The organism is Streptomyces sp. KL109B (assembly GCF_030766935.1).
Lineage (GTDB): Bacteria > Actinomycetota > Actinomycetes > Streptomycetales > Streptomycetaceae > Streptomyces.
Genome location: NZ_JASERL010000017.1, coordinates 157,484 through 171,308, shown reverse-complemented (window position 1 = coordinate 171,308; position 13,825 = coordinate 157,484). Strand labels below are relative to the sequence as shown.

The window sequence follows — 13,825 nt, the reverse complement described above, 5'->3', positions numbered from 1 at the left end:
GCCTTCAACGCCCGTGACGTGACGTGACGTCTGATTCCGTGACCTGTCGTCAACTTCCGGAACCGACGCGTTCCTTCAGCCGAGCCACGTTGGCGGCCACATCGCCCCGCGTGAGGTCGCTGCCGATGCTCACGGTGAAGGCGCCCGCGGCGAGCCATGTGTCGGCGTCGTCCACGCTCACACCACCGGTCGCCATGACGCGGGCTCCGGGGAGCACGGAGAGCACCGACTTCAGGTAGGCGATGCCGCCGACGTGGGCGGGGAAGAGCTTCGCCACGCCCCGGTCGGCGGCCACCCGCAGCTCACTCGGTGTGAGGCCGCCCTCGACCAGGAGCCGGCCCGCGGCGTCGGCGACGGGACGTACCTCGGGCACCTGGAACGGGCTGACGAGGAAGCGCGCGCCGGCCGCCAGGGCGCGTTCGGCGGTCTCGGGCGAGGTGACGGTGCCGAGGCCGAGTGTCACCTCGGGGAACTCCTTCGCCCAGGCCGCCACCAGGTCTTCCCAGCCGGGCGTGGTGGCGGTGAACTCGAAGGCGGTGAGGCCGCCTTCGACGAGGGTGCGGGCGACCGCGTCGGCGGTCTCGGCGTCCGCTTCGCGCACGGTCGGGGTGACGCGGGCGGCGCGCAGGGCGTCGATGACATCGGCGTGCATGTCGTTCTTCAAGGTGGGCTCCGGTCGGGTACGAGCGGTGGTCATGCCGGGGCCGCGATCTCGGCGAGGGCGTCGAGCGTCGACTCGGCGTCGGCGCCACGGGCGCGCAGCACGATGGCGTCGCCGCAGCGGATGTTGAGCGTCATGAGGGACAGGACGCTGCGGGCGGGGACCTCGTGGCCGTCCTCGCGCGCGACCGTCACGTCGGCGGTGGCGCGGGCGGCGGTCTGGGCGAAGGCGGCGGCGGGGCGGGCGTGCAGGCCCGCCTCCTCGGTGACCACCAGGCGGCGTTCGACGACGGTCATCGGTGGGTGTCTCCGTCCTTGTTCTTGTTCTTGTTCTTGTTCTCCCCGTCGAGGAGTGCGGTCAGCCGGTGCACCAGCTGGTCCTCCTCGTCGGGGTTCATGGGGCGTGGGTCGATCGCGAGGCGGCCGGTGGCGGTGTGATGGGCCCTCAAGTGGACGCCCAGCGCGGCGAGTTCGGTGGCGAGGGTGGCCGCGTCCCGGCCCGCCGCCTGCGCGTCGACGGTGAGTTCGGTGCGGTGGATGTCTCGGCCCGCCTCGTCGCTCACGACGCGGGTGGTGAGGCCCGGCAGGCCCGCGAGGCGTGCGGCGAGCTTCTCCATGCGGGGCCGGTGGCCGCCGCCCTGGGCGCTGCCGTATTCACGTAGCGCCTGCACGAGGCCGAACAGGGTCTCCTTGCCGACCTTCATGGGCCGTGCGATGCCGCCGTACTGGGCCCGGCACGCCGCCATGTGCGCGGCGCTTCCGCAGATCAGCCCGGAGGTGGGTCCGCCGACGGCCTTGCCTCCGCTGTAGATCACGAGGTCGGCGCCGGTGCCGGGCCAGTGCCGCAGGTCCTCCTCGGCGGCGGCGTCGACGATGACCGGGAGGTCGTGCGCGTGGGCCACCTCGACGGTCTGCGCGAGGGACACCATGCCCTTCTGTACTGCGTGGTGGGACTGTACGTAGAGCAGGGCCGCGGTGCGTGGTGTGATCGCGCCCGCCAGGTGGTCGGCGGTCACCTTGTTCGCGGAGCCGACCTCGACAGGTCGGCCGCCGCCGAGCGCGACCATCTGCCGTACGGGCGCGCCGAAGTGGACGGAGTGGCCGCGCGGCAGGATCACCTCGCACGGGGCGTCGCCCGGGTCGGGGAGGGCTTCGATGCGGGACAGGTCGGTGCCGGCGACGACGGCGGCGATCGCGATGGCGATGCCGGAGGCGGCGCCGGTGGTGGGGCAGCCGTCCTCGGTGCCGGTGGAGCGGCCGATCTCGCGGCCGACGGCTGCCATCAGGTCGTCCATGACGACGTGGTGGCGGGCGGCCTCGCTCATCGCGGTGACGACACCGTCGCTGAGGACGCTGCCGCCGAGTGCGGTCATCTTTCCGCTGGCGTTGATGGCGGGCGGCACGCCGAGGTCGTGGTGGAGGGATTGCACGCTACTCCCAAGAGCCAAGAACGGTGGGTCACTGGAGGCAAGAAGGGTGGATCACTTGCCGGGGATCGGGAACGCGAGGCCCGCGAGCATCGCGCCGATGATGGCCCCGCCGGTCAGCGGCTTCTGCCACTTGTAGAAGAGGGCGGCGCCGATCGTCGAACCGATGCCGACGGGCAGGGACGCGGTGGCGGCGGAGATGATGACGAGCGGGCCGAGGTACCGTCCGGCGGAGTTGCCCGCGCCCATCATCACGTCGGCGCCGAAGGTGGAGGTGCCTCCCGTGGAGTTCACGGTGGCGCGGCGGATGGCGAGGATGGCGACGCCGATCAGCGCGCCGAGGAGGGCGCCCACCGGGATGGCGAGCCAGAAGTGTTCGAGGGGGGCGGTGAATCCGGCGCCGAGCAGCATGGCGGGGATGCCGATGCCGACGCCGGTCTGGAGGGAGCCGCCGATGTCGAGGATGCCGACCATGGGTCCCTCGATGACACGGGCGAAGAGGAAGCCCGCGCCGAAGGCGGCCGCGGCGCCGTAACTCCCGTTCTCCATACCGGCCTTGAGCATGGAGGCGACCGCCACGTCACTGAAGACGCCGGTCTGGTAGGCGTAATAGAGGTGCGTACCGGTGAAGATGCCCGCCGCGAGGCAGGCGACGAAGACGGGGAACGCCCACTCGGAGAGCCAGAAGCTGCCCTCGCCGGGGACCTTGCTGAGGAAGCCGCCCTTGGCGGGCCGCTCGTCCGAGCCGGAGTTCGAGCTCTGTGCGGGTATGCCGCCCGTGGCGGACGCTGATGTGTCGGTCATGTCACTGCCTGCCTCACTGGGCCTCGGGCTTGGTGCCGGTCGCGTCGTGGAACTGCGTGAGCCAGTCCGGGATGTGCACCTTCATCTGCTCAAGCAGCGTGATGTCGGCGCCGCGCAGCACGGTGCTGGCCGCGAACAGCGCGAGGACCACGCCCGCGAGGGACTTGGTGACCTTCGTCCAGCCCAGGTCGTCGACGCCCTTGCCGATGACGATGCCGAGCACGATGCCGGGCACGGCGTTGCCCATGACGAGGTGGCCGAGGCCGCCGAGTACCGTGCCCCAGGCGCCCGTTCGCTTGCCCGCGTCGACGGCCGCCATCCAGAAGATGATCGGCATCACGGGGTTGATCAGCCACTCCGACGCCGGGCCGAGCACCTGCGCCGCGACCTCCTGGAGGGAGTGCGGGATGGACGCGGCGGTGGTGTTGAGGAGGGTGACCAGGACCATGCCGACGGCGGTGCCGGTGATGGCCATCCGGCGGGGGTTGTGCAGGGTCTCGGCGAGCCGACGGTTCTTGATCATCGCGACCGATGCCGTCCAGTGCGGCACGATGCGGTGGTCCACGTCGGAGGTGAGCGCGCCGGTGCCGACCGCGCTCGACCAGGCGTTGAAGAGGAAGCCGAGGCCGAACGAGAAGTGGGCGACCGGGTCGTTCTGACAGGCGTTCAGCTCTCCGAGCGTACGGAAGGCGCCCATGCCCTGGACCTTCGGCGCGTGGAACATGCGGGCCACGCCCGCGCTCGCGCCGAATCCGATGAGCCCGCCGATGACGAGGGACTCCAGGAGGACGGTGAGGGTCTCGTTCATCGGGTCACCTCATGTGGAGGGCGTGCTGGAGCGGCGTCAGCCGCTCCTCGCGCACCGTGAAGTCGACGGATTCCAGGTCGAGGGAGGCCACCTGGACCTCGACGCGCAGGGCGAGTTCGAAGCGCTTGCGGGTGCGCGGGAAGAGGAGCCCGAGGAAGCGTTCCGTCCAGCGGTGCTCCACGGCGGAGACCACCTCGAGTTCGAGGGGTTCGACGCGGAAGCACACGCCGTCGGTCAGCTTGTCGACGGTGGCCTGCACCTGTCCGATGGCGGTGGCGAGCGCCTTGTCCCTGGTGGGCCCGGAGCCGGTGAGCCGCAGGGTGTGCCGGGTCTGCTTCACGAGGCGGCCTCCCCCAGCTTCTTGAGGAGGGCCTCGGTGACCTTGAAGCCCAGTTCCTCGCTGTCGAGGAAGCCGAAGCCGAGGACGGTGCGGCCCTGTTCGACGGCGGTCACCCCGGCCTGCGCCGAGCGCATGCCGAACTCGATCTCGTGGCCGTACTTGGCCTTGGCGGTGACCGCGCCCGCGCCGCCGCTGCCGCAGAAGGAGATGCCGAGCGCGGCGCCCTCCGCGGCCATCACGTCGCCTACCTTCATGTCGGCGCCGGGCCCCGCGATGAGGACGGGCTCGCCGCCCGCGGCGCGTACGCCGTCGGCGACGGCCTGCCCCTTGCCGAGCCGGTGTCCGATCACGATCTTGACTGTCATGGCGGTGCTCCTTGGTGGGTGGTTCAGGCCTGAGGGGTGGACTGATCCTGTAGCTGTTCCTGGAGTTGTGCCGCTGCCTCGAAGTGCAGGGCGAGCAGCAGGACTTCGGTGTCCCCGGCGAGGAATTCGCGCGGGACGCAGTAGGTGTCGATGAGAGTGCGGGCGGCCGCCAGGCGGTCGGAGGGCAGTTCACCGGCGAGTTCGGGGTCGAGCGGGTCCAGGTGCTCGATGGTGCGCACCCGGCGTACGAAGGCGAGCGCGTGCACGGCGAGGGCGAGGGACCGTGTCTCGTCGAAGTCGATACCGGCGACCCGCGCGTGGGCCCGGGCGAGCGGCAGGAATTCCGCCAGGTCCGCCCGGTCCTCGTCGGTGACGGGCTGGCTGCTGTCCTGGACGGCCGTCGCGAGCCGTTCGATCAGGGGCGTGCTCATTCACGGCCTCTCGATGGTTCGGGTGGTTCGGTGGTGCGGAGGTGCGTGTCAGACGGTGGGTGTCTCGCGGGCGTGGAGGTGCCCCGCGCGCACGGTCGCGACCGCCTCCAGGCGGGTGTCCGCGGTACGTGTCTCGCCCTCGGCGTCGGTCAGCGTGACGGGACCCTCGACGACCCGCAGCAGCGTCAGATCGGCGGCGCCGCCGACCCGCAGGGTCCCCAACTCGTTCTCCATGCCGAGGACTTGGGCGGGGTGCAGGGTCGCCCGGCGGATCACCTGGTGCGGCGTGAGGCCGAGCGCGAGCATCTTGGTGAGCGTGGTGACGAGCGAGTGCACGGGCCCTTCGACATTGCGGACGTGCACATCGGTGCTGATCGTGTACGGGGTGAAGCCCGCGGCGAGGGCGCGTTCGGCGGTGTCGAGGCTGAGGCTGGCGCTGCCGTGGCCGACGTCGAGCCGGACGCCGCGCGCCACGGCCCGGCGCGCGGCGTCCTCGCTGCCGAACAGGCCGCCGGGCTTGCCGTGGAAGGCGTGGGTGACGACGTCGCCCTCGCCGAGCAGGTCGAGTACGTCGCCGAGGCGGGGCGGTTCGTTGCCCACGTGCACCATGACGGGCCGGCCCACCCGCGCGGCGACCCGCTTCGCGGCCTTCAACGGCGCGAGGCCACTGCCGCCGAGGACCGACGAGCTCATCCGCACCTTGATGCCGCGGATCCGGTCGGGGTGCTCGCGCAGCAGTTTCTCGGTGGCGGCCTCGTCGATGTCGTCGGGCCCGCCGGCCAGTTCCGTACGGCCGTGGACGAGGCCGTGCCGGGAGATGTTCAGCCAGCTCAGGACGCGGGTCCCGGCGGCGCTGACAACGTTTTCCGCGAAGTCGTCCCAGTGGTCGCTGCCACAACTGCCCGCGTCCACAACGGTGGTGACGCCCTGTCGGATCCCGACCGTGTCGGCGGGTACGCCGAGGTCGGTGCGGGGTGCGTAGACGTGGGTGTGGAGGTCGATGAGGCCGGGCGCCACGAGCAGCCCGGTGGCGTCGACGCGCTCCTCGGCCGCCGCGGCGTCGAGTGTGCCGGGCGCCCCGGTCGCCGCGATCCTGCCGTCCCGTACGGCGAGGTCGCCTTCGAAGGGCTCGGGGCGCAGGGGATCCGCCAACAGGCCGCCCGTCACGACGAGATCGAATCGTTGCGGGCCGGTGGAGGGAGCTTCGTGCACGGCCATGGACGGCGACCTTTCCCGAGCATGAGAGTGGTGCGTACGGCGGCGGGCTCGTGGAGCCTCAGGTTCGTTCCGTGGAGTAGAATGGCGTTCCACTCTGCGGATCGAGTGGAAACATAGCCCGCGTCTCCTCGGAGGGTCAATGGAACCGAGCAAGCCCGCGAATTCCGTCGTCAAGGCGCTACGGGTGCTGCACGCCGTGGCGCGCGCGGACGGACCGCACCGGCTCGGCGACATCGCGGAGCGCTCCGGCGTCTCCAAGGCCAGCACACATCGGGTGCTCGCCACGCTCGTGGAGGAGGGGTACGCGGCCGCCGACGGCGAGGGCCGGTACGGCTGCGGCAATCAACTGCGCGCGATGGCGGCGCAGGTACTGGCCGACGACGCGGTCGGCATCGACGCCGTGCTCCGCGCGCTTCAGCAACGGCTCGGCCAGGCCGTGCACTTGGCGGTGCTGAGCGGGGACCACGCGACGTACACGCACAAGGTCGACCCGGGGCACGCCTACCGCATCGCGACCGATGTCGGCGCCCCGCTGCCGCTGCACGCCACCGCCGCGGGCAAGGCCCTGCTCGCACATCTGCCGCCGGACGAGGCCGCCGCCGTCCTCGACCGCACGGGACTGCCCGCCCGCACGCCCCGCACCCACACCGAACAGGCGGCGCTCGTCAAGGAGTTGGCGGCGATCCGGGACGCCGGGTACGCCACCGACTACGAGGAGGCGGACGCGTCGATCTGCTCGATCGCGGCGCCGGTCCTGGACGCGGACGGCACACCGGTCGGCGCGGTCTCGGTCTCCTCGCTCACGTTCCTCGTCACCGAGGAACAGCTCGCCGGGTTCGCCCCGGCGGTGCGACAGGCGGCGCAGGACGTGTCGCGCCGCCTGTGACCCCCGTACCCACCATCGGGATCAGCCGGCGCAGCCGCACTGGGCGCAACACCCCAGCCAGCGGCGCAGCGTAGCGTGCACGGCGTCCGGGAGCGCGCTGAGCCGCTCGATCGCCTCGGTGTCACCGGGCGAGGGCGCGATGCCCGCCGCGGTCAGCACCGCGTGCAGCTCCAGGCGGCGCATGTCCCGCGGGTCCACGTGACAGGGCACGCGGTGCGCCGGGTCCGGCGGGGCGAGCAGCCAGTCGCCCGCCCAGTCCGCGGCGTGTGTCTGCCCTTCGTCCAGCGCGGTCGTGATGGTCTGCATGCCGGCCTCCTTCGTGGCGTACGCCGTTGTGTCGAAGGCAGAGAGACACCGGGGGCGTGCGCCGGTTGCGGCCGGGGCCCAGGATCACACGAAGGGCGCAATACGCGGGTTGTCACGCATTCAGACCGCCTTCCCCCGAGCGGCCCGCGTCACCGAGCAGCAGCTCCAACTCCCGGTCCATGGCGCCCTGGTCGGCCTCCGAGCCGAACGGTACGAGGGCATGACTGCGCTCCAGGTACGTGAGCAGCGCCCGGTGCCCCACCGCGAGGCGGACGGCCCCGCCCGCCCGCGAACCGCGGACCTCTATCTCGACGGTGAGCGGCTCGTTCTCCCGTGACACGGGCCGCACCGCGACATCGCCGATGCCCGCCGCGCCGCTGAGGCCCGCGGAGAGCAGATCGCGGGACAGCGCCCAACTCCCGCTCGTCGCCTCGGAGTCGGGCAGGACGACGTGGACGACCAAGGGGTCGTCGGCCGTGTACCTCAGCCGGACGTCGCACACGAGCCGCTCGCCGCCCGGATAGGCGAGAACTCCCGTGGCCAGCGCCTCCAGGCACCCGAAAGCATGACTTCTGTCAGGGCTCACCCCGACCCACCCCATCCCTGCTGTCGCACCGTGTGCGGGAGCGCTCCCTCACTCCTTATCGCCCCGTATGGGCGACATGGAAAACCTTAGGCCAACGCGCATACCTCATCTGGCATATGCACGAATGGCCCGGCAGCCTTCACAACCAGTTCGACACGGGGCGCGGATTCAACAGAAACGTTCGAGCGGGCCCGCTCCCCGCGACGCGGTCAGACGTCGTCCTCCGCCCCGGGCAGGTGGGTGTCCCCGTCCGACCAGTGGTTGATCCAGCCACAAGCGCCACATGCGTAGCGGCCGTTGATTCCGGCCACCACCGTTCCGCAGCCACCGCACTGCTTCTCGGTGACCTGTTGCCCGGAGAGGAAGGCGGCAGCGGCCACTGCCGTCTCCACGTTCTGGTCATGCGACACGTCCATGGAGGCGCCCCTACCCAGCCGCAGCCCGCTCAACATCCCTGGGGCACTTTCTGTCCGGCAGGACTTACCGTCCGGTATACGTGAAGCGCGCACACATCCGTACTCGTGGGCGGCGCGCAGCCGCGTCGCCCGACCTGGGGAGGTCCCATGCCCGCTGCCGCCCGGATCCAAGTCGGTTCCGTCGTCGACGACTTCACGCTGCCCGACGACACGGGGACGCCGACGACGCTGTCCTCGCTGCTCTCCGAAGGGCCGGTCGTGCTCTTCTTCTACCCGGCCGCGCTCACCCCGGGCTGCACCGCCGAGGCCTGCCACTTCCGCGATCTCGCGGCCGAGTTCGCGGCGGTCGGAGCGCGCCCGGTGGGCATCAGCTCGGACGGCGTCGAGCGGCAGCGGGAGTTCACGGAGCGGCACACGCTCGGGTTCCCGCTGCTGTCGGACCCGGAGGGTGAGGTGCGCGGCCGGTTCGGGGTGGCGCGCGGGTTCGGCCCGCTGCCGACGAAGCGCGCCACGTTCGTGATCGGTACCGACCGGCGCGTGCTCGAAGTGGTGCGCAGCGAGTTCAGGATGAGCGCGCACGCGGACCGGGCGCTGGAGGCGCTGCGCTCGGTGTCGAACTGAGCGCGGCGCCTCCGGCCCCCGTCACCGGCGTCCGCGTACCAGCAGATACACGAAGTACGGCGTGCCGACGACGGCCGTCATCAGGCCCGCGCCCAACTGGGCGGGGGCGATCACGGTGCGGCCCAGCAGGTCGGCGACGCAGACGAGGGCCGCCCCGAGCAGCATCGCGACGGGCACGACGCGCACGTGCTTGCGCCCGACCAGAGCGCGGGCCGCGTGCGGAGCGACGAGGCCGACGAAGCCGATCGTGCCCGCGGCGGCGACGGCCGTGGCGCTGAGCAGCACGCTCAGGACCAGGAAGCCGAGGCGGCCGCGCGCCAGGTTCAGGCCGAGCAGCCGGGGTGTGTCCCCGTCGAGGGAGACGAGGTCGAGCTCCTTCCGCCGGGCGACGGCGATGACGGCGGCGACGACGAGCACGGCCGCCACCGGCAGTACGTCGGTGAAGCTGCGCCCGTACGTGGAGCCCGACAGCCAGACCAGCGCCTTGGTCGCGCTGAACCGGTCGGTGAGCACGATCAGCAGGCTGATCAGGGCCGCCGTGCCGGAGGCCGTGCCGATGCCGACCAGGACGAGCCGGCTCTGCTGGAACCCGCCCTTGGCGGAGAGCCCGAACACGATCGCCGCGGTGACGCCCGCGCCGGCGAACGCCGCTCCCGCGATGGTCCACGATCCTGCGCCCGGCACGGTGGTGACCAGCAGTACGGCGCCGAGCGCGGCGCCTCCGGAGACGCCGAGGACGCCGGGTTCCGCGAGCGGGTTGCGGGTCACGGACTGCACGAGGGTGCCGGACAACGCGAGCGCCGCGCCCGCGCAGAGCGCCGCGACGACGCGCGGCACCCGGGTGTCGAGGACGAACGTGATGGCCTGACCGGCCTGCCCGCCCGCCCAGTTGACGACGTCGCCGAGGAGCAGGGTGCTGTCGCCGAGGAGGACGCCCGCGACGACCACGCCGATCAGCACCGCCGCGAGCGCGGCCACGGTGGCAGCGAAGACCGTGCGGCTCGGGATCCGCATCCGGTCCGGCGCGGCCGCGGCGTCCCCGTCGCGCAGCCGCAGCGCCATCACGACGAGGAACACGGCGCCGACGACGCTGGTGACCACGCCGGTCGGCACGGTCACCGCCACCTCGGCGGAGGTCACGGCGCGCAGCAGCACGTCGGAGCCGAGCACGAGCGCGGCGCCGACGAGCCCCGCGACGGGGATCCGCAGCCGGTGCCGTACGAGCGCACGCACCCGCTTGGCCAGCGGCCTGACCAGCGCCGGGGCGCACAGTCCGACGAAGCCGATCGGCCCGGCCACCGTGACGGCGGCGGCCGAGAGCAGCGCCGCGAGCACGACCGCGGTGATCCGGGTGCCGCGCACCGGGATGCCGAGGCCGCGCGCCGCGTCGTCCCCGAGGGCGAGCCCGTCGACGCGGCGGGCGAGCAGGACGAGGCCGACGAGGGCGGCCACGACGACGGGCGCCATGCGGGTCACGCCCGCGAAGCCGTTCTGGGCGATGCTGCCCTCGCCCCACTGGTAGAGCCCCTCGGTCTCCTCGGGGTAGAGCAGGAGCAGCGCCTCGGTGACGGCCTTGAGGCCGAGGGCGAGGGCGCTGCCCGCGAGGACGAGCCGGACGGTGGTGGCGCCGCGCCCCGCGAGGGTGAGCACGACGGCCGCCGCAGCGAGTCCGCCGACGAACGCGACGGCGGAGGACGCGAAGACGGACACGGCGCCGCCACTGGCCGTGAGGACGCCGAGCGCGAGGTACGAACCGGCGTTGACGGCGAGGGTGTCGGGCGAGGCGAGGACGTTGCGGCTGACCGCCTGGAGCACGGCGCCGGCCGCGCCGAGCGCCACGCCGACGAGCAGCCCGGCCACCATGCGGGGCAGCCGGGAGGCGACGACCACGGAGGCGTCGCCCGCCTCGGCCTGCCCGGTGAGGGCCTGCCACACCTGGTGGGCGCCGACGTCGGCCGTGCCGTAGGTGATGTCGACGACGGCGAGCACGGCGACGAGCAGAGCGAGCCCGGCCGTCGCCCCGACGGCGCCGACGGACAGCGGCGCCAAGGCGCGGGGAGGTGCGGTGACGGCCACGTGCCTACTTCTTCGTCAGGGCGGCGACGACGCCGTCGATGTACTGCTCCATGGACTTCGGGCCGCCGAACAGCCAGGTCCCGTCGGGCAGTCGGTGCACGTCGCCGGCCTTCACGAACGGCAGCGAGGTCCACACCTTGTTGTCGGCGAGGTCCTTGGTGAACACGTCGGAGCCACCGGCCTTCTTGTTGCCGATGTACGTGAACTGGACGTCCTTGCCGAGCTTGGTGAGGCCCTCGACGTCGGTGGTGGCGAGGCCGTAGTCCTTGTCGCCCTTGACCTTCCAGGCGTTCTTCAGGCCGAGGTCCTCGTTGACGGCGCCGAGCAGGGAGCCGTCGGTGAAGGCGCGTACGGAGACCTGATTGGAGGCGGCGTAGCCATCGGCGGTGGCGACCTGGGTACCGTCGGCGCCGGCGTCCTTGAGGGCCTCCTTGCCCTCGGCGAGCTTCGCCTCGTACGCCTTCTTGGCGGCCTTCGCCTCGTCCTCCTTGCCGGTGGCCTTGGCGAGGACGTCGAGGGTGTCAAACATCTGGCCGACCTGGTCGCCGGAGTCGGCGGCCTTGACCTGGAGGACCGGCGCGATCTTCTTCATCTGCTTGACCGCGGAGGCGGACAGGTCGCTGGTGGCGACGATCAGGTCCGGGGCGAGGCCCGCGATGGAGTCCATGCTGGGCTCTCCCCGAGTGCCCACGTCCTTGGGCGAGTTGGTGAGCGGCGCGGCGGTGTCCCACGCCTTGTAGCCCTTGACGTCGGCGACGCCGGCCGGGTCGACGCCGAGCGTGACGAGGGACTCGACGACGTTCCACTCGGTGCCGACGACCTTGGCGGCCGGGTGGTCGAGGGTGACCTTGGAGCCGTTCGCGCCGGTGAGGGTGATCTTCTCGGACTTGGCGTCGGCTCCGGTCTTGGCGGGCTCCGAGGTACCGCAGGCGGAGAGGGCGAGGGCCGCGGCGGCGGCCGTAGCCGTGAGGATGAGGGGGCGTCTCATGATGTGCTCTGGAGCCTTTCGCTTCTGCTGTGGTGACGGCCCGTCGCGCGGGTGCGCAGCCGTCCGGTGAAGGGGTCGGTGTCGACGTCGACGCGGATGCCGTACGTCTCGGTGAGGCGCTCGGAGCGCAGTACGTCCTCGGGGGCGCCGTCGGCGATGACGCGGCCCGCGCTGAGCAGCGCGATCCGGTCGGCGACGGCGGCGGCCTGGTCGAGGTCGTGCAGGACGACGCCGACGGCGATTCCCTCGTCGTCCGCCAAGTCCCGCATGAGGTCGAGTAGTTCGACCTGGTAGCGCAGGTCGAGGTAGGTGGTCGGCTCGTCGAGGAGGAGGACGCCGGTCTGCTGGGCGAGGCAGCTCGCGAGCCACACGCGCTGCAGTTGTCCGCCGGAGAGCTGGTCGACTCCTCGGCCCGCGAGCGAGTCGACCCCGGTCAACTCCAGGACCCGGTCGACGACTTCGGGCCCTTCGGCGTCGGCCCGTCCCCAGCGCCCCCGGTAGGGGTAGCGGCCGAACTCGACGACGTCGCGCACCGTGAGCCCGCCTGGCGTGGGCCTGCTCTGCGTCAACAGGGCGACGCGGCGCGCGAACTGACGGGCGGTGAGGTCGAGGCCGTCGACGGCGTCGGAGGTCCCCCCGTCCAGGGTCAGCGTGCCGGTCCTGGCGCTCTGCAGCCGGGCGATGGCTCGCAACAGCGTCGACTTTCCGCTGCCGTTGGGTCCGACGAGGGCGGTCACACGGCCGGGTTCGAGGACGAGGGCCGCGTCGTGCACGACGTCGACACCGTCGTAGGACACGGTCATGTGCTCGGCCGACAGCTCGTGACCGCGCTGACGTGGGGCGCTACCTGCGCGTTCACCAGATCTCACGACCAGAAGGTTAGCCTACCCTTACCTTTCCGGGAACCCCGGGTGCGGCAGCCGACCATGCATGGATCGGACATACGGGGTAGTCCGACAGTGCGGCCAGTGCGGCCCATCCGGTTCGAAGACCGACATTCGACGACCGGCATCCGAAGACCGAGAGGAGAAGCGCACCATGACCCTGCGGAGCAACCCGAAGTACACCGTCCCCGGTCTCTCCGTGGCCGAGGCCGGCGAGCTCATCGACATCCTGCAGCTGCGCCTGCACGCCCTCAACGACCTGCACCTCACGCTCAAGCACATCCACTGGAACGTCGTCGGACCGCACTTCATCGCCGTGCACGAAATGATCGACCCGCAGGTCGAGAAGGTCCGGGAGATGGCGGACGAGGTCGCGGAGCGCGCGGCCGCGCTCGGCGGCGTGAGCCACGGCACACCCGGCGTCCTCGTCGCCGCGCGCACCTGGGAGGACTACAGCGTCGGCCGCGCCGACGCGATCGCCCACCTCGGCGCCCTCGACATCGTCTACACGGGCCTCGTCGAGGACGTCCGCAAGGCGGTCGAGCAGACCGGCAGGATCGACCTGGCCACCCAGGACCTGCTGATCCAGCAGCTGCGCGACCTGGAGAAGTTCCAGTGGTTCGTGCGCGCCCACCTGGAGACGGCGGGCGGCGCCCTGCGCACCGGCGACGCCGACACCGAGACAGAGGCGGCGCACCAGGCCGTACGGTGAGGCGGCGGGCCCGATCGTGTGACTGCGCCCCGCCGGTGCGGCCCGTACGCCACCGGGTGTGCCTACCGTGGGAGTTCGTCAACTGTTGAGTCGACGTGGCACCGCGCCACGTCGACCGTGAGGAGCTCGCATGTCCGACGAAGAGCCGCAGCGGTCACGGAAGTTGGGCGTCGAGATGCGACGGGTGTCGCTGGACGACGGCAGCGAGATGACGATCGTGTGCGACGCGGGCCTGTCCGACGCGGATGTGCGCTCGCGGGCGACACGTATCGCGGAGGAGAACCGGCGACAGTAGCC

Annotated in this window: 19 protein-coding genes; 4 read left to right on the top strand and 15 right to left on the bottom strand. The window is 71.9% G+C overall.

The window, feature by feature from the left end:
* Nucleotides 1-49 precede the first annotated feature (49 nt).
* Genes RBJ65_RS39305 through RBJ65_RS39265 form a run of 9 tightly spaced genes read right to left on the bottom strand, consistent with a single transcriptional unit; the run spans nucleotide 50 to nucleotide 6,053 of the window.
* On the bottom strand, nucleotides 50-697 hold the full coding sequence (locus RBJ65_RS39305; protein ID WP_306321973.1) for a bifunctional 4-hydroxy-2-oxoglutarate aldolase/2-dehydro-3-deoxy-phosphogluconate aldolase: 648 nt from the start codon (nucleotides 695-697) through the stop codon (nucleotides 50-52).
* Entirely contained in the window at nucleotides 694-957 is a 264-nt protein-coding gene (locus tag RBJ65_RS39300; RefSeq protein ID WP_306321974.1) for an HPr family phosphocarrier protein, read from the bottom strand. The genes RBJ65_RS39305 and RBJ65_RS39300 overlap by 4 nt, the downstream gene beginning before the upstream one ends.
* Entirely contained in the window at nucleotides 954-2,090 is a 1,137-nt protein-coding gene (locus tag RBJ65_RS39295; protein ID WP_306321975.1) for a DgaE family pyridoxal phosphate-dependent ammonia lyase, read from the bottom strand. The genes RBJ65_RS39300 and RBJ65_RS39295 overlap by 4 nt, the downstream gene beginning before the upstream one ends.
* A gap of 51 nt (nucleotides 2,091-2,141) precedes the next feature.
* The gene (locus RBJ65_RS39290) at nucleotides 2,142-2,891 is read right to left on the bottom strand and encodes a DUF4310 family protein (protein WP_306321976.1); all 750 of its coding nucleotides are present in this window, start codon (nucleotides 2,889-2,891) and stop codon (nucleotides 2,142-2,144) included.
* Nucleotides 2,892-2,904: 13 nt separating this feature from the next.
* Complete coding sequence (locus RBJ65_RS39285) at nucleotides 2,905-3,699, bottom strand: DUF4311 domain-containing protein (protein WP_306321977.1); 795 nt, start codon at nucleotides 3,697-3,699, stop codon at nucleotides 2,905-2,907.
* Between the two features lie 4 nt (nucleotides 3,700-3,703).
* The gene (locus tag RBJ65_RS39280; RefSeq protein WP_306321978.1) at nucleotides 3,704-4,039 is read right to left on the bottom strand and encodes a DUF4312 family protein; all 336 of its coding nucleotides are present in this window, start codon (nucleotides 4,037-4,039) and stop codon (nucleotides 3,704-3,706) included.
* Complete coding sequence (locus RBJ65_RS39275; RefSeq protein ID WP_306321979.1) at nucleotides 4,036-4,404, bottom strand: SFCGS family glycine-rich protein; 369 nt, start codon at nucleotides 4,402-4,404, stop codon at nucleotides 4,036-4,038. The genes RBJ65_RS39280 and RBJ65_RS39275 overlap by 4 nt, the downstream gene beginning before the upstream one ends.
* A 23-nt stretch (nucleotides 4,405-4,427) precedes the next feature.
* Nucleotides 4,428-4,835: a hypothetical protein gene (locus RBJ65_RS39270; protein WP_306321980.1), complete on the bottom strand. Its 408-nt coding sequence runs from the start codon at nucleotides 4,833-4,835 to the stop codon at nucleotides 4,428-4,430.
* A 48-nt stretch (nucleotides 4,836-4,883) separates the two neighbouring features.
* A complete protein-coding gene (locus RBJ65_RS39265) occupies nucleotides 4,884-6,053 on the bottom strand; it encodes an amidohydrolase/deacetylase family metallohydrolase (protein ID WP_306321981.1) in 1,170 nt (389 codons plus the stop codon).
* 139 nt (nucleotides 6,054-6,192) lie between these two features.
* On the opposite strand from RBJ65_RS39265, the gene RBJ65_RS39260 reads away from it, so the two are divergent.
* Nucleotides 6,193-6,939: an IclR family transcriptional regulator gene (locus tag RBJ65_RS39260; RefSeq protein ID WP_306321982.1), complete on the top strand. Its 747-nt coding sequence runs from the start codon at nucleotides 6,193-6,195 to the stop codon at nucleotides 6,937-6,939.
* A 21-nt stretch (nucleotides 6,940-6,960) separates the two neighbouring features.
* Here the strand turns inward: RBJ65_RS39260 and RBJ65_RS39255 are convergent, their stop codons facing one another.
* From RBJ65_RS39255 to RBJ65_RS39245, 3 genes are all read right to left on the bottom strand, one after another.
* Nucleotides 6,961-7,245: a hypothetical protein gene (locus tag RBJ65_RS39255; protein ID WP_306321983.1), complete on the bottom strand. Its 285-nt coding sequence runs from the start codon at nucleotides 7,243-7,245 to the stop codon at nucleotides 6,961-6,963.
* 112 nt (nucleotides 7,246-7,357) lie between these two features.
* The gene (locus RBJ65_RS39250) at nucleotides 7,358-7,831 is read right to left on the bottom strand and encodes an SsgA family sporulation/cell division regulator (RefSeq protein WP_306321984.1); all 474 of its coding nucleotides are present in this window, start codon (nucleotides 7,829-7,831) and stop codon (nucleotides 7,358-7,360) included.
* Between the two features lie 209 nt (nucleotides 7,832-8,040).
* Nucleotides 8,041-8,247, bottom strand: coding sequence for a hypothetical protein (locus tag RBJ65_RS39245; RefSeq protein WP_306321985.1), 207 nt, complete (start codon nucleotides 8,245-8,247; stop codon nucleotides 8,041-8,043).
* 147 nt (nucleotides 8,248-8,394) lie between these two features.
* Between RBJ65_RS39245 and RBJ65_RS39240 the strand changes: the two genes are divergently transcribed.
* Entirely contained in the window at nucleotides 8,395-8,868 is a 474-nt protein-coding gene (locus RBJ65_RS39240) for a peroxiredoxin (RefSeq protein WP_306321986.1), read from the top strand.
* A 21-nt stretch (nucleotides 8,869-8,889) separates the two neighbouring features.
* Here the strand turns inward: RBJ65_RS39240 and RBJ65_RS39235 are convergent, their stop codons facing one another.
* From RBJ65_RS39235 to RBJ65_RS39225, 3 genes are read right to left on the bottom strand one after another with little or no spacing between them, the layout of a single operon-like run.
* Entirely contained in the window at nucleotides 8,890-10,944 is a 2,055-nt protein-coding gene (locus tag RBJ65_RS39235) for an iron ABC transporter permease (RefSeq protein WP_306321987.1), read from the bottom strand.
* 4 nt (nucleotides 10,945-10,948) lie between these two features.
* The gene (locus tag RBJ65_RS39230; RefSeq protein ID WP_306321988.1) at nucleotides 10,949-11,932 is read right to left on the bottom strand and encodes an iron-siderophore ABC transporter substrate-binding protein; all 984 of its coding nucleotides are present in this window, start codon (nucleotides 11,930-11,932) and stop codon (nucleotides 10,949-10,951) included.
* Nucleotides 11,929-12,735, bottom strand: a complete 807-nt coding sequence (locus RBJ65_RS39225; RefSeq protein ID WP_372341393.1) for an ABC transporter ATP-binding protein — start codon at nucleotides 12,733-12,735, stop codon at nucleotides 11,929-11,931. The genes RBJ65_RS39230 and RBJ65_RS39225 overlap by 4 nt, the downstream gene beginning before the upstream one ends.
* A 235-nt stretch (nucleotides 12,736-12,970) precedes the next feature.
* Between RBJ65_RS39225 and RBJ65_RS39220 the strand changes: the two genes are divergently transcribed.
* Complete coding sequence (locus RBJ65_RS39220) at nucleotides 12,971-13,528, top strand: Dps family protein (protein WP_306321990.1); 558 nt, start codon at nucleotides 12,971-12,973, stop codon at nucleotides 13,526-13,528.
* 130 nt (nucleotides 13,529-13,658) lie between these two features.
* Nucleotides 13,659-13,823 (top strand): hypothetical protein, encoded by a 165-nt coding sequence (locus RBJ65_RS39215; RefSeq protein ID WP_306321991.1) that lies wholly within the window; start codon nucleotides 13,659-13,661, stop codon nucleotides 13,821-13,823.
* Nucleotides 13,824-13,825 lie beyond the last annotated feature (2 nt).

Excerpts from the sequence above, each read along its gene's own strand:
- RBJ65_RS39305 (WP_306321973.1), bottom strand. The coding sequence starts at position 697 with ATGACCACCGCTCGTACCCGACCGGAGCCCACCTTGAAGAACGACATG.
- RBJ65_RS39300 (WP_306321974.1), bottom strand. The coding sequence starts at position 957 with ATGACCGTCGTCGAACGCCGCCTGGTGGTCACCGAGGAGGCGGGCCTG.
- RBJ65_RS39290 (WP_306321976.1), bottom strand. The coding sequence starts at position 2,891 with ATGACCGACACATCAGCGTCCGCCACGGGCGGCATACCCGCACAGAGC.
- RBJ65_RS39285 (WP_306321977.1), bottom strand. The coding sequence starts at position 3,699 with ATGAACGAGACCCTCACCGTCCTCCTGGAGTCCCTCGTCATCGGCGGG.
- RBJ65_RS39275 (WP_306321979.1), bottom strand. The coding sequence starts at position 4,404 with ATGACAGTCAAGATCGTGATCGGACACCGGCTCGGCAAGGGGCAGGCC.
- RBJ65_RS39270 (WP_306321980.1), bottom strand. The coding sequence starts at position 4,835 with ATGAGCACGCCCCTGATCGAACGGCTCGCGACGGCCGTCCAGGACAGC.
- RBJ65_RS39265 (WP_306321981.1), bottom strand. The coding sequence starts at position 6,053 with ATGGCCGTGCACGAAGCTCCCTCCACCGGCCCGCAACGATTCGATCTC.
- RBJ65_RS39260 (WP_306321982.1), top strand. The coding sequence starts at position 6,193 with ATGGAACCGAGCAAGCCCGCGAATTCCGTCGTCAAGGCGCTACGGGTG.
- RBJ65_RS39255 (WP_306321983.1), bottom strand. The coding sequence starts at position 7,245 with ATGCAGACCATCACGACCGCGCTGGACGAAGGGCAGACACACGCCGCG.
- RBJ65_RS39245 (WP_306321985.1), bottom strand. The coding sequence starts at position 8,247 with ATGGACGTGTCGCATGACCAGAACGTGGAGACGGCAGTGGCCGCTGCC.
- RBJ65_RS39240 (WP_306321986.1), top strand. The coding sequence starts at position 8,395 with ATGCCCGCTGCCGCCCGGATCCAAGTCGGTTCCGTCGTCGACGACTTC.
- RBJ65_RS39230 (WP_306321988.1), bottom strand. The coding sequence starts at position 11,932 with ATGAGACGCCCCCTCATCCTCACGGCTACGGCCGCCGCCGCGGCCCTC.
- RBJ65_RS39225 (WP_372341393.1), bottom strand. The coding sequence starts at position 12,735 with ATGACCGTGTCCTACGACGGTGTCGACGTCGTGCACGACGCGGCCCTC.
- RBJ65_RS39220 (WP_306321990.1), top strand. The coding sequence starts at position 12,971 with ATGACCCTGCGGAGCAACCCGAAGTACACCGTCCCCGGTCTCTCCGTG.
- RBJ65_RS39215 (WP_306321991.1), top strand. The coding sequence starts at position 13,659 with ATGTCCGACGAAGAGCCGCAGCGGTCACGGAAGTTGGGCGTCGAGATG.